The following is a 12,466-nucleotide window of genomic DNA, read 5'->3' on the forward strand; positions in this document are numbered from 1 at the left end:
TCCGCCGTCCATCCGTCCGTGCATCAACTGGCTTGCGACAAACCGGACTTGATGGCCCGGGTGAATTTCACGACGCGCTTCGCCTGGATGCGTGCCGCGGTGCGGGCCTCGTCGTCGACGGGGGTGTCGGGGCCGCCGACGTGTGAGGTGCCGTACGGATTGCCGTCGGCGAACTTCGCCGGGTCGGTGTATCCGGGGGTGACGAGGATGCCGCCGAAGTGGTGAATGGTCTGGTAGAGCGCGAGCAGGGTCGATTCCTGGCCGCCGTGCTTGGTGGCGGACGCGGTGAAGCCGCTGTAGACCTTGTCGGCCAGATGGCCCTGCTGCCAGTGGCTGCCCAGGGTGTCCAGGAACTGTTTGAGCTGCGAGGTCACATTGCCGAAGCGGGTGGGCGTACCGAAGATCACCGCGTCCGCCCAGAGCATGTCCTCGGCCGTCGCCTCCAGGATGTCGGCGGTCGCCCTGACGTTCGCCGCCCACGCCGGATTCGACTCGATCGCCACCTGCGGCGCCAGCTCGGCCGCGCGGCGCAGGCGCACCTCCGCCCCCTCGTGCTCGGCGGTGTCCGCGATCACCCGGGCGAGTTCGGCGACGGTGCCGGTCGAGGAGTAGTAGATGACGGCTACGTGCACCGGTGGGGAGTGGGGCGGGGGCGGTTCCGGGGACATGGGGCACCTCCTGGATCCCGACGATAGGGGCAGAACGGGCGCCCGGCCTCCAGGGTTCGGCCAGTGGGGCGGGGCGGGGGCCGGACGCCCGGGGCCGGACGCGACGGCCGTCAGCGGGCGATCGGCTCGCCGGTGACCGCCGGGCGCACCTTGGTGAGCATCAGGTCGAGGAACCGGTCCGGGTGGCGGAAGGACGCGAAGTGGCTCGCGTCCTGGATGAGCGCGAAGTCCTTGACCGGGGCGGTGACGTCGTCGAAGAACCGCCTGGCCGGCTCGGCCGGGGTGATGGCGTCGCGATCGCCCTGGAAGACGAAGAACGGGATGCGGAACGAGGTGCCCTCGGCCCACTCGTCGATCGTCAGGCACTCGGGCGCGAGGCGCTCGGAGAAGGTCATGCCCTTGAAGTAGGTGCCCAGCTCGCGGAGGGTGTGCAGCGGTGAGAACCACAGCGAGCGGATCACCACGGTCTTCATGGTGTCGTAGGTCAGCGGGTCGGAGGTGACGAGCAGCTTGTTGTGCTGCGTCCACTGCTCGGTGCTCCAGGCCGACTTGTCGGCGCCCATCGCGGTGACGGCGGCCAGTTCCTTGCGCTTGCCCGCCTTCCGCAGCCGGTCCAGCAGCGCGCCGTACGCCGCGCGCTCGCGCCCGCCGGCGTTGATGTTCTGGTCGGTGCCGACGTAGGCGGAGTACAGCTCGGGGTGGCTGCGGGCCAGGCGTAGCCCGAGGACGGAGCCCAGGGAGTTGGCGACCAGCACGACCTTCTCGACGCCGAGCCGGGCGCGGATGTGCTCGGTGACCTCGACGGCGTCGCGCTGGAGCCGCTCCAGGCGCATCTCGCCCTGCCCGTCCGGGCCGGTGCGGCCGAAGGTCTTGCCGGCGCCGCGCAGGTCCCAGCGCACGAGGGTGAAGTGCCGCTCCCAGGCGCGGGTGCGCGGGGTGTAGACGAGGTGGGAGGCGCCGGGGCCGCCGTGGACCTCGACGATGACCGGGTTGCGGAGGTCCTCGCCGCGGATCGAGATCCATTGGTCGATGCCGCCGATGCGGACGAAGCCGGCTTCGTCGATGCCGTTCGGGGTGGTGATGCGGAGCTTTTTGGCGTGGGCGGCGCGCTTGAGCTGCCGGTAGCCGAGCAGGCCGGCCACGGGCGCGGCGACGACGGCGGCGGAGGTGGCGAGGACGAGGGTGCCGAGCATGAGTGTTCCCCCTAAACTGTTTATGTCGTAAGCGGTGACGTTTAAGGTATATACAGTTGGTGGCGGCGTCAACACCCCGGCGCCGCGGCACCGACAGGGAGGACCGTCATGGCCAAGGCCGGCACAGCACGGGGAAACAAGGGGGCCAAGGAGAAGGGGCGCGACCTGCGCACCAGCGTGGCGCTGCTGTGGGGCGAGCAGGACCAGCCCACTCGCGGCCCCAAGCCCAGCCTCACCCCCCGCCGCATCGCCGAGGCCGCCGTGGCCCTCGCCGACGCCGAGGGCCTGGACGCCGTCTCGATGAACAAGGTCGCCGCCGAGTTCGGCGTCTCGGCCATGGCCCTCTACCGCTACGTCCCCGGCAAGGCCGAACTCGTCGAGCTGATGATCGAGGCCGTCAGCGCGGAGCGCCCCGACCTCACCGCCGCGGGCCCCGGCTGGCGGCCCCGGCTAGAGGAATGGGCCCGCCGGTCATGGGCCGTCTACCAGGCCCACCCCTGGCTGCTCGCGGCCACCGCGATGCGCCGCCAGGTCATGGGGCCCGGCCAGCTCGCCTGGCTGGACGCCGCGCTCGCCGCCATGGAGCCGACGCCCCTGACGGCCGCCCAGCGCCACCAGGTCTTCCTCCTGATCGTCGGCCTGGTGCGCAACCTCGCCCAGCAGCGGGCCGACTTCGACGAGGACCACGACCAGGAGTGGAACCGCCTCACCGGCGAACTCCTCGACCGCCACGCCGACCGCTTCCCCGCCCTGACCAAGGCCATCGCGCAGGGCGCCTTCGCGCCGCCGCCGGTCGACCCGCTCGACTTCGGCCTGGAGCGCATCCTCGACGGCGTCCAGGCGCTCATCGACGACGCCGAGGAGGCCTGACGGGCCGCCGGCTCATGGCGGCCCGTCTCTCCGCTGACCCGCTCTCCGCTACCCCACGAGCGCGCGGGTCAGTTCCATCAGGCGGGCGCGGGCCTCGGGGTCGTAGGCCTGTTCGTGGGCGCGGGTGTCGGTGAACCGGTCGAAGTAGCGGCCCGTGGTGGTCGCCAGGTCCGGGTCGGTGAGCAGTCGTACGGTCGGCCGCACGCCCTCGTCGATGCCGGTGACCGGCGTCAGGCCGTACGCGCGCACCCCTTCGGTGTCCATCAGGTGCGCCGGGTGCAGGGTGTTCACCGTGACGCCGGTGCCGTCCAGCTCGGCGGCGAGTTCGAACGTCGCCATGATCAGGGCGAGTTTGCTGCGGCAGTAGGCGCGCAGGCCCTCGTAGTCCCGCTCCAGCATGACGTTGTCGAAGTCGATGGCTTCCTGCCCTATCGAGGCGACATTGACGATGCGGGCGGGCGCCGAGGCGGTGAGCAGCGGCAGCAGATCTCGGGTGAGGGCGTACGGGGCGAGGTGGTTCACGGCGAAGCGGAGTTCGTGGCCCTGACGGCTCAGCTCGCGCTTGAGCGGATCGGTGCCGCCGCCCGCGACGGCGTTGTTGATCAGCCCGTCGAGGCGGGGCTCGGCCGCGCGGATCTCCGCGGCCATCGCATGCACCTGGTCGAGGTCGGCCAGGTCGGCGAGGTAGGTGCGGACGGTGGCGTCGGGGGCGGCGGTCGCTACCTCGGCCGCGACGGCGTCGAGACGGGCCTGATTGCGGCCGTGCAGCAGGACGGTGCCGCCGCGTGCGGCGAGATCGAGGGCGAGGCCGCGGCCCATGCCCTGGGTCGCGCCGGTGATCAGTGTGGTGGGTCGGCTGCTCATGCGGTCAGTGTGGCGGTTCGGTGCGGCGCGAGGGTGTGCGTGCCGTGCTGTCTTTCCGCTCGTCACCGGGCGCCGACTTCCCGCCGGCGGTCCCGCCCGCGACGCGGCATAAAGGTTCCGACAAGAACGACCCCGGCGCCCGCAATGAAGATCACCGCACTTCTACGCTGATACGCCACGGCGCCTTTCTGTCTTGTGCCGTCACCATGCCTGGGAGCGGAACGGGGATACGCATGCCCGAAAACGAATCGTTAGTGGACGCCGCGGCGCTTTCGCAGCTGGCGAAGAGCTTCGATGCCTACGGATCGGACCTGGAGACCTATCTGAAGGAATTCCAGGCCAAGACCGACTCCGAGGTGATTCACGACGGATTCGGCGTACTCACCGAATCCGAGGAGGTGACGTCCGCGTACATCGAGATGTCCCATGACATGGTCGAGTCGCTGCATGCCCTGCGCGCGCACCTGGACCACCTCGGCGACGGGCTGCGCACGGTCCAGCACAACGCCACGGCGACCGACGAGTCCCTGGCGACCGGCTTCGACCAGGGCCGTCACGCATGAGCGGCGACGAGTCCGTAGCGGAGCAGGTCTTCGAGGCCGGACTGGAAATCATCAACCCCGGTGGCGATCCGGACGTACTGCGCTCGGCCGCCAAGGGCTGGCGGGACCTCCACGAAAACCTCCAGAACATGTTCAAGGACATGGACCGCGAGGTGCAGCGGACGCTGGAGTCCCATTGGCACGGACCCGCGGCGGACGCATTCGCGGAACACTGGAAAAGCCTCGACGCGGCGATGGACAAGACCCTGCCGCAACTGCCCGCGGCGGCAAAGAGCCTCGATGAGGCCGCGGACGCGGTCGAGGAGATCAACGCCGAGATCCATGAGATCTATCTGGAAATCGGTATCTCCATCGGCGTTTCCGTCGGCCTGTCTTTTCTGACCATGGGTTTCTCGGCGGCCGCGGGGGCCGCCCGAGCCGCTCAGCTCGCCACCCGCGCCGCCAAACTCGCGAAAACGCTCGGCACCATCCTGCGCAAGGTCGGCGAGGCGTTCAAAGTCATCTCCCGGCTGGCGAAGGAGCACCGTTTCCTGAAGAACGTGCTGGTCAACTGGGCCAGCAACACCGGCGGCACGGTCATTACCAACGCGCTCACGGGGCAGGACACCAACCTGAAGGACGCGGTCTGGCAGGGCGGGCTGTCGGCCGTTGTCGGTACGGGGCCGGGGATGCTCGCGACGGCCGGTACCAAAGCTCTGGGCAACGCTGCGGGGAAATTCGCGAATCCCCTTGCCCAAGGGTTCAGTCGACGCTCTGGACTGCTCGGAGATATGGCGGGCGGCGCCACAGGCAGCATGGCCGGCGGGTTCGCCGTCGACGGGGTGAAGAACCTCGACAACGACCCGTCGAACGACGTCAGCGGGCGCGACATGCTCTGGGACGCGGGGGTCAACGGGGTCGGCGGCGCCGCGGGAGGCGCCGCCGTACACGGCGCGAACACCCAACTGCCACCCGGTAGGGAAGGCCCGCATTTCTCTGTCGAAGGTCCGGCCCAGGGAATCATCTACGGTGGCGCCGGAGCCATCGGCAAGCCGCTGCACGACGCCATCTGGGACGACGACAACCCCGGTGAGCCGAAGGATGCAGCCACCGCGTCGCCGAAGAACGGATCAGTGAAGGACGTTTTCGGGTGAGGGGGCGGGACGTGGGAACCGCCGCGGCATCGGTGCTGGCCTGGGCCGGTGCCGTGGCGTTTCTGGTGTGTCTGCTGATACGGAAGATCGCGCCGTATCCGCGCTGGGATCTGCTGGCCTGTCTGGCGCTGTCGGCGGTGGCGTTCCTTGCGTGGTGGCTGCGGGCAACCGGACGGTGGCGCTCCCGGCTGGGAGGGGGCGTACCGTCGGCGTTCGGGCTGAAAATGGGCCAGTGGTGGTGGCCGCCGGTGCGCGCTATGTGCGCAGTCTCCTTGGTCTGGGGCTTGTTCTGCCCCTTCTTCCTACTCGGCTTTTCGGCATCAGAGAACACCCCACAATTGACCGCCATTACTCAACATGACTACCGGTATGCGCCGGTCACGATCACGAAGATTCATCACGTATACCGGAATCAGGGCAAGAACGGCACGACGTACACCTACGCGGTCACCGTCGAGGCTCCCGGACCCGGTGGGCACGGCAAAGCTCTGCGCTTGGAAGGTGAAGCCAAGACATCGTCTGACGGCTGGTCAACCGGGGACCGGATGAGTGGCCTCTACGCCCCGGATGCCCCCTCGCTGGGCATCATGCTGATCCCCCCTCGGCATATCGACTCCCTTCTGGGAGGCCCGGCATCACCGGGTGAGATGACTCTCCTGGCCATCTTCGGCGCTTTTCCCATCGGCAGTTTCCTCCTGCTCGTCAGGTCCGGCGTCAAGAATTGGGACGGACCCATGACCCCCAAGTCCGCGCTCGGGGACGGTCCGGGGCGCAGACTGCGGGTGCAGATCGCGGGCGGGGCGGCCGGGCAATGCCTCACGTCGCCCGACCCCAAAAAGGCCGCTCGCACCCCACCGAACGAGCGTCCTGAACCCGATTCCCGTCTGTCCCCCGCCCTGCGTCTCTCCTCGCCCGAAGGCAGCCGTGACCTGTTCATCGACCGGTGCCTCGACCCGCAAGCCCTTGCCGGAGCCCTCGAAGGCCGGGCCGGGTGGCTCTACTGGGCGCCGGCCGCGGACAAGCCATCGGACTGGTCCGTCGCGGCGCTGCTCGTCCTCGACGACGACCGGTACGTCTGCGGGTTGACGCCCCCGGGAAGCGATGCCGGCCTCCCCCAGGGCGAACCGGCCGAGCTACCCGGCCAAGGCGCCCGTCCCCTGCGCGCGGTGGGACCGTACGTGCTGTGGCAGCCGGCCGTGCACGGCCCGGGAATGTACGGGTCCGTCCTCGGCTTCCTTGCCGTATGCCTGATCGTCGCGGGGGTCGGCCACGATGGCGGGCCGCTGTTCGGGATCTGCTTCGCCACCGTCGTCGCCGGACCGCTGGCGGGCTTTCTGACGGTCCTGCGTCGGCGCACCGTCTTCCTGCGGCGCCTGGCACGCGAGACCGGCGCGGCTTCCCGCTGATCCCCGGCAGGGGTGAAGCCGACGACCGGATCCAGCCGGTCCAACTGCCCTGCGCGCCGCCAGACTTCCCGGCATGCACAAGACCCGTGGCCCTCCACGTCGGCGGGCGTGAAGCGCTTCGCCGAGGCTCGTAAACTCACGGCGTGGCATTCCTGAGCACCCCGCACTACTTCTTCCTGTGATCGGAAGGCGTTGAGGGCGATGGCGGACGACGGCGCCCTCCTTGGTGTGCCCGCCGCGCGAGCCACCCCCTGGACCTGGTGGGGATGACGCCGAGCGCGCGCCACGTGAGCCGTGCGGACCTGGACGAGGACGGCCTCCTGCCCGACCGGGTCACCGTCTCCGTGCTGGTCACCGCCTACCGGCCCCGGTGATCACGCGCGGGCGCCCGCGCCCGGCGGTCAGCCCAGCACTCCGGCCAGGGTGCGCGCGAGGACGGTGGCGAACCGGTCGCCGGACGGGGGTTCCGGCTGGTCGGCGGTGAGCAGGGCGGAGATGCGGGGATGGGTCCCGGCGGTGGCCACCTGGCGCAGGTAGGCGAACTGCCGCCCGGCGCCGGGGCCCGAGGCGGCCAGTTCGTTCTGGACGAACGTCGCCGTCACGCCGTTCAGCACGGCGAACGCCTCCAGCTTGCGGCCCGGCTCGGCCGGATGGTCGGCGAGTACGTCGAGGAGATGCTCCAGCAGGTCGCTGCCGTGCGGTCCGAGGGTGGGACGCGTGACGACCAGGAGGGGCAGCCAGGGGTGGCGCCGCATGATGCGCCGGGCCTGCTGGGCGACCTCCAGAAGGTCCGCCTGCCAGTCGCCGCTCGGGGCGGGCAGGTCGTATTCGCCGGCGGTGCTGTCGATCATCAGGTCGAGCAGGTCGTCGCGGGTGGCCACATAGCGGTAGAGCGAGGCGGCGCCGGTGCCCAGGGCCGCGGCGAGGCGGCGCATGGAGACGGCGTCCAGGCCCTCGCGGTCGGCCAGTTCCACCGCGGCGGCGGTGATTTCGGCGCGGCTGCGCTCGGCCGGGCGTCCGACCGGTGCCTGCTCCGGCCGCAGCCAGATCACCGGCCCTTGCTCTCCTGCCACCGCCACCTCCCGCGTTGCCGCCACCCTACCTTTCGATTACGGTGTTCGCGAACGTCGTTTGCGAACTGAGGGGGTTGCGATGCCACGCCTGCCGCGCCTGCCAGGCTTGCCGCGCTTTGCGCACCACAACGGAATCCGGATCGCCTTCGAAGACCTCGGCGGCGCGGGCGGCGACCCGCTGCTGCTGGTGATGGGGCTGGGGACCTCGCGATTCTGGTGGCCGGACGGGATGGTGGACGAACTGGTCCATCGCGGCTTCCACGTCGTGTCCTACGACCAGCGCGACGCCGGTCAGTCGACGCACCTGCCCGACCGGCGGGAGGGCGCGCCGGCCGCGGCCCTCCTGCGCCGCACGGCCCCCGCCTACAGCGCCGAGGACCTGGCCGACGACGCCGTCGCCGTGCTCGACGCCCTCGGCTGGGACCGCGCCCACCTCTTCGGCGTCTCCATGGGCGGGCTCCTGGCGCAGCGCATCGCCATCCGCCACCCCGAGCGCGTCCTGAGCCTCGCCACGTCATCGGCCGTGCCGAGTGACGCCAAGGGCTGGCGCGTCCTGCGCTATCTGCGCCTCGCGACCGTGCTCCGCTTCGCACGACTGCGCCACCCCGAGACCCCCGAGGGCGATTACGCCTTGGCGGCCGCCGTCGCCCGTATCGCCGCCGGGCCCGGCCGGGACGTCGACGAGCGCGATGTGCGCGAGTTCGTGGACAAGGAGGCCGCGCACCAGGTCTCCAGCTTCCGCGACGCCAAGGCGCAGAGCCGCCAGATCGGCGCGAAATGGCACGGCGCCCCGCTCGCCCGGATCACCGCGCCGACCCTGGTACTGCACGGCGAGGACGACCCGCTGGTACGCGCGTCGGCCGCACGCGACATCGCGGCCGCCATACCCGGCGCCCGCCTGCGCACCCTGCCGGGCCTCGGCCACTTCTTCACCCGCGACGCCTGGGCCACCTACGCCGACGAACTGCGCGCCCTCGCCGACCGCGCCGACGGCCGGCCGGCCGCCCGCTGACCACGCCGGAGGCCCCCGTGATGTCCCACGGGGGCCTCTTGTCGGGTCGGGTGCGCCCGATGGGCGTCAGGCGCCCGGCAGTTCGGCGTCCTTGACGGCGGTGACGAACGACGACCAGCTGACGGCCGGGAACATGAGCGCCGGGCCGTGCGGGTCCTTGCTGTCCCGGACGGGAACGAGGCCGGGGAGGTCGTCGCGGACCTCCAGGCAGTTGGCGCCGTCGGGGTTGCTGTAGCTGCTCTTGCGCCAGGTGGCGGCGCCGAGGAAGCCCTCGGCCACCTCGATGCAGTCGCCGCCGTCGGCGTTGCTGTAGCTGCTCTTGCGCCAAGTTGCGGAGCTGAGGTCAATCCCCTTGCGCTGCTTCATCTCTGTAGCCCCTTGCCGCTTCCTCGATCATGGCCAGGGACGCCTCTGGTGGAAGAGCGGCGGCCCTGAGCAGATCGTACGACCTTCGATACTCAGTCACGAGTGGTGGATAGTCGATGACTTGCCCACTGTGAACGTTCTCGGTGTACACCAGCGGCGCGGCGTCGGGGAAGGTTACGACCTTCATGAAGCCCATCATGAGTGGGGCCGTGGCGGCTGTGACCGGAAGGATCTGCAAAACGCTCTGCGTCGATTGGATTATTTCGACGATGTGCTCCAGCTGCTCGGCCATCTTCTCGGGCCGCAGCAGGGGGGTGCGGATCATTGCCTCAGACAGGATGCCCCAGTACATGGGGCGGATCTCGTGCTTCCAGAGCTCCGCACGCGCGACCCTCGCGTGCACAAGCTGCTCGACTTTCGCGGGCTTTAGCCACGGTTTTCCGGTCTTCACGACCTTCCGGGCGTAGGGGTCGGTTTGCAGCAGTCCGGGGATGAGCGCGGGAGCCCAGTCCTCAATCGTCGCAGCGTGCTGCTCCATCTCCGCGACATCTGCGAAGTACTCCGCAATGCCGGACTGGCGCGCCTTCGCCGCATCTTCACAACGGCGCTCGAAGAACCCGTTCGTCTTGAGCTTCTTGTCGACGTGAACGGCCAGATCCACCGGCATCCGCCGCTCGCCCCGCTCGATCTGGCTGAGAAACGAGAGCCCGCGGAAGCTGCCGTCCACCAATTGTTCGAGCGTGAGCCCCGCGGTTTCCCTCAGATAGCGCAACTCGGCGCCGTAGAAGCAGGGAACACTCGCTGATGCGTCGGGATCCTTGCGAGGAGGCATAGTTCACCACCCAACTAGCTGGATTGCCGTGCGCAACCCAATTGCCTTCCACGCTACGTGCGTTGGCCGCACGCTGTAAGGGATTCGTCACTTTGTGCACAGGAAGGCGTACGGTGCATGTCCGACCCTCATGAGGACGTCCATCAGAGTGCTGAGCAGCTCCTCGCCGCGCTCCGGGCGAACGGCATCACCCTGCCGTCGCTCGGTATCGACCTGCCGAGCCTCGCCGGCAGCTACGGCGTCCCGCTCGTCGCCCTCGGGAATTGCAATGCGGCCACCGCCCGCAAATTGGCCGAGGCGCTTCGTAAAGCCGCCGAGAAGTAAGAGAAGTACGTACGCGAAGACCCCCGCGACCGACGCAACCGGCCCGGGGGCATGGCCATCAACTAGTCAGGAGAAGACGGCGTGACCGACCTTAGCCGGATGCTGTTCGAGACGCTGCTGTGTTGGTTAATTCCCGGCCGAGGACAGCATCGGGCGCTCAACGGGCCCACCACCGGGACCCGTTGGCAAGTGGAGGTGCCGCCGTCGGGGCGGCGTCGTCTCGTCTTCGTGCGCCGGGTGCCGCCCGCGCTGCTCGTGATGTGCAGCGCGGACAGCCGTCTCGTACGGCCGTACGTGCTCAGCGACGACGAATGGCGGGAGCTGCGGGCGCATCACGCGAAGCGGGAGGAGCTGGCGGAGAACGTCCGGCGGCTCAACAGGTGGTCGTCCGGCGGCGGCGGGCGGCTGTGACGCAGCTCACCGGGAAAGGGTGACAGGGGGCTGTCGCGGGTGGCTGCGACCGTCGACGGCATGAAGATCACCGATGAGGACTGCCTCGCCGAGACCCTGGCATTCAACGAGCAATTCGAGGCCGCCGCCGCGAGCCGTCCGGCCCGTGGGGAAGCGCCGGACCCGGCCACGCTGGCGCTGCTGCGGCGCAACCGGCTCGGGGGCCAGGCGCCGCCGGTGCGACTGCCGCAGGGGCAGGACCGCGTCATCGCGGGCGGGGTGCGGGTCCGGGCGTTCGTGCCGGAGCGCGTCGACGGCGTGTATCTGCACATCCACGGGGGCGGCTGGGTGTTCGGCTCCGCGGGCGGGCAGGACGAGAAGCTGTGGCGGCTGGCCGTACAGGCGCGGCTGGCGGTGGTGAGCGTGGAGTACCGGCTGGCGCCGGAGCATCCGTTCCCCGCCGGACCCGACGACTGCGAGGCGGCCGCCCGGTGGCTGGTGGATCACGCCGCGGCCGAGTTCGGCACCCAACGGCTGCTGATCGGCGGGGAATCGGCCGGCGCGCATCTGAGTGTCGTGACGCTGCTGCGCCTTCGCGACCGGCACGGCATCACGGGCGCGTTCCGGGCGGCGCATCTGCTCTTCGGCCCGTACGACCTGTCGATGACGCCGAGCCAGCGGTCGTTCGGCGCCCGGCGGCTGCTGAGCAACACCGATTCGCTGCGGGGCAGCTATGAGATGTTCACGCCGGGGATGGGGGCGGAGCTGCGCCGGGACCCGGAGGTCTCGCCGCTCTTCGCCGACCTGACGGGGCTGCCGCCCGCCCGGATGGCCGTCGGCACCGAGGATCCGCTGCTGGACGATTCGTTGTTCCTGGCCCAGCGGTGGCGGGCGGCGGGTGCGGACGTGCGGCTCGGGGTCGTCGCCGGTGCGATGCACGGTTTCACGCTCTTCCCGCTGACCATCAGCGAACGTGAGCTGCGGCGGGAGCAGGAATTCCTGGCCGCGGCGTGACGGTAGCGTCGGCGTCATGAACCGCACTGCCCGGCTCTATGCGCTGGTCGAAGAGTTGCGTGCGGCGGCGCCGCGGCCGCTGACCGTCGCGGTGCTCGCCGCGCGGTTCGAGGTCAGTACGCGCACGGTGCAGCGTGACCTCCAGGCGCTGATGGCGTCCGGTGTCCCGGTGCGCACCACAACCGGGCGGGGCGGCGGCTGGTCGGTGGATCCGGCGATGACGCTGCCGCCGGTCCACTTCACCGCCGAGGAGGCCTGGGCGCTGACCGCCACACTGGCCGCGGCCGACGCCGCCGCCCCGTACACCGGTGCGGCCCGCACGGCGTACCAGAAGATCGTGGCCTCGATGACGGGTGCCGCCTCGGCGGCGGCCCGGGAACTGGCCGCACGGATCGTCGCGCTGCCGACGCGGACCGACTCCGCGGTCCGCGCCGCGGTGGAAGCGGCCCTCACCGACAACGTGGCGCTGCGGCTGTCGTACGTCGACGCGGCCGGACGCGAGAGCGAGCGCGTGGTGGAACCGGCCGGGCTGCTCACCGCCGACGGCCGGTGGTACCTCATCGCGTGGTGCCGCACCCGGCGGGCCGGGCGGGGCTTCCGGCTGGACCGGATCGCCGCGGCGGCGCCCACCGGAGAGCGGGCGCACCCCCATGACCTGGCCGGACTGCTGCTCGGCTCGGCCGCGGCCGGTGCGGTGCCGCCCGCTGCGCTGGCTTCCCTCACATCCTGACGGCGAGGGCCCGGGGGCCGTTCCTGGC

General features: G+C 70.4%; 15 protein-coding genes and 1 pseudogene. 10 read left to right on the top strand and 6 right to left on the bottom strand.

All coding sequences use genetic code 11. The features are described from left to right. Positions 1 to 23: 23 nt before the first annotated feature. Together wrbA and AC5677_RS21790 are read right to left on the bottom strand one after the other, a co-directional pair. Positions 24 to 668, bottom strand: coding sequence for an NAD(P)H:quinone oxidoreductase (gene wrbA / locus AC5677_RS21785; RefSeq protein WP_497189601.1), 645 nt, complete (start codon positions 666 to 668; stop codon positions 24 to 26). Between the two features lie 110 nt (positions 669 to 778). Then, the gene (locus tag AC5677_RS21790; protein ID WP_497189602.1) at positions 779 to 1,861 is read right to left on the bottom strand and encodes an alpha/beta hydrolase; all 1,083 of its coding nucleotides are present in this window, start codon (positions 1,859 to 1,861) and stop codon (positions 779 to 781) included. A 108-nt stretch (positions 1,862 to 1,969) separates the two neighbouring features. Between AC5677_RS21790 and AC5677_RS21795 the strand changes: the two genes are divergently transcribed. Next, positions 1,970 to 2,731: a TetR/AcrR family transcriptional regulator gene (locus AC5677_RS21795; protein ID WP_497189603.1), complete on the top strand. Its 762-nt coding sequence runs from the start codon at positions 1,970 to 1,972 to the stop codon at positions 2,729 to 2,731. Positions 2,732 to 2,779: 48 nt separating this feature from the next. Here AC5677_RS21795 and AC5677_RS21800 read toward each other — a convergent pair whose 3' ends face one another. Beyond that, positions 2,780 to 3,595 carry an SDR family NAD(P)-dependent oxidoreductase gene (locus tag AC5677_RS21800; RefSeq protein WP_497189604.1) on the bottom strand — a complete coding sequence of 272 codons (816 nt, stop codon included), beginning with the start codon at positions 3,593 to 3,595 and terminating at the stop codon, positions 2,780 to 2,782. A 233-nt stretch (positions 3,596 to 3,828) separates the two neighbouring features. Between AC5677_RS21800 and AC5677_RS21805 the strand changes: the two genes are divergently transcribed. The 4 genes and pseudogenes from AC5677_RS21805 to AC5677_RS21820 form a co-directional block, all read left to right on the top strand. Further along, positions 3,829 to 4,158, top strand: a complete 330-nt coding sequence (locus AC5677_RS21805) for a hypothetical protein (protein WP_497189605.1) — start codon at positions 3,829 to 3,831, stop codon at positions 4,156 to 4,158. After that, on the top strand, positions 4,155 to 5,291 hold the full coding sequence (locus tag AC5677_RS21810; RefSeq protein ID WP_497189606.1) for a WXG100 family type VII secretion target: 1,137 nt from the start codon (positions 4,155 to 4,157) through the stop codon (positions 5,289 to 5,291). Before AC5677_RS21805 ends, AC5677_RS21810 begins: the two co-directional genes overlap by 4 nt. Before the next feature lie 11 nt (positions 5,292 to 5,302). Next, positions 5,303 to 6,697: a hypothetical protein gene (locus tag AC5677_RS21815; RefSeq protein WP_497189607.1), complete on the top strand. Its 1,395-nt coding sequence runs from the start codon at positions 5,303 to 5,305 to the stop codon at positions 6,695 to 6,697. 251 nt (positions 6,698 to 6,948) lie between these two features. Beyond that, positions 6,949 to 7,071: pseudogene (locus AC5677_RS21820) on the top strand (methyltransferase type 11); the annotation flags it as partial. A gap of 27 nt (positions 7,072 to 7,098) precedes the next feature. On the opposite strand, the gene AC5677_RS21825 reads toward AC5677_RS21820, so the two are convergent. Continuing rightward, the gene (locus tag AC5677_RS21825) at positions 7,099 to 7,770 is read right to left on the bottom strand and encodes a TetR/AcrR family transcriptional regulator (RefSeq protein WP_497189608.1); all 672 of its coding nucleotides are present in this window, start codon (positions 7,768 to 7,770) and stop codon (positions 7,099 to 7,101) included. Positions 7,771 to 7,876: 106 nt separating this feature from the next. Between AC5677_RS21825 and AC5677_RS21830 the strand changes: the two genes are divergently transcribed. Beyond that, positions 7,877 to 8,782, top strand: a complete 906-nt coding sequence (locus AC5677_RS21830) for an alpha/beta fold hydrolase (RefSeq protein ID WP_497189609.1) — start codon at positions 7,877 to 7,879, stop codon at positions 8,780 to 8,782. A 66-nt stretch (positions 8,783 to 8,848) separates the two neighbouring features. Here the strand turns inward: AC5677_RS21830 and AC5677_RS21835 are convergent, their stop codons facing one another. After that, a complete protein-coding gene (locus tag AC5677_RS21835) occupies positions 8,849 to 9,148 on the bottom strand; it encodes a DUF397 domain-containing protein (protein ID WP_497189610.1) in 300 nt (99 codons plus the stop codon). Continuing rightward, a complete protein-coding gene (locus AC5677_RS21840) occupies positions 9,126 to 9,980 on the bottom strand; it encodes a helix-turn-helix domain-containing protein (RefSeq protein WP_497189611.1) in 855 nt (284 codons plus the stop codon). The genes AC5677_RS21835 and AC5677_RS21840 overlap by 23 nt, the downstream gene beginning before the upstream one ends. Positions 9,981 to 10,097: 117 nt before the next feature. Between AC5677_RS21840 and AC5677_RS21845 the strand changes: the two genes are divergently transcribed. The 4 genes from AC5677_RS21845 to AC5677_RS21860 all read left to right on the top strand — a co-directional run bounded on the left by AC5677_RS21845 (position 10,098) and on the right by AC5677_RS21860 (position 12,438). Next, entirely contained in the window at positions 10,098 to 10,304 is a 207-nt protein-coding gene (locus AC5677_RS21845; RefSeq protein ID WP_497189612.1) for a hypothetical protein, read from the top strand. Between the two features lie 81 nt (positions 10,305 to 10,385). Continuing rightward, entirely contained in the window at positions 10,386 to 10,715 is a 330-nt protein-coding gene (locus AC5677_RS21850; RefSeq protein WP_497189613.1) for a hypothetical protein, read from the top strand. Between the two features lie 60 nt (positions 10,716 to 10,775). Continuing rightward, entirely contained in the window at positions 10,776 to 11,708 is a 933-nt protein-coding gene (locus tag AC5677_RS21855; protein ID WP_497189614.1) for an alpha/beta hydrolase, read from the top strand. 16 nt (positions 11,709 to 11,724) lie between these two features. Next, a complete protein-coding gene (locus AC5677_RS21860) occupies positions 11,725 to 12,438 on the top strand; it encodes a helix-turn-helix transcriptional regulator (protein ID WP_497189615.1) in 714 nt (237 codons plus the stop codon). Positions 12,439 to 12,466 lie beyond the last annotated feature (28 nt).

Source organism: Streptomyces sp. JLSY215 (assembly GCF_059682825.1).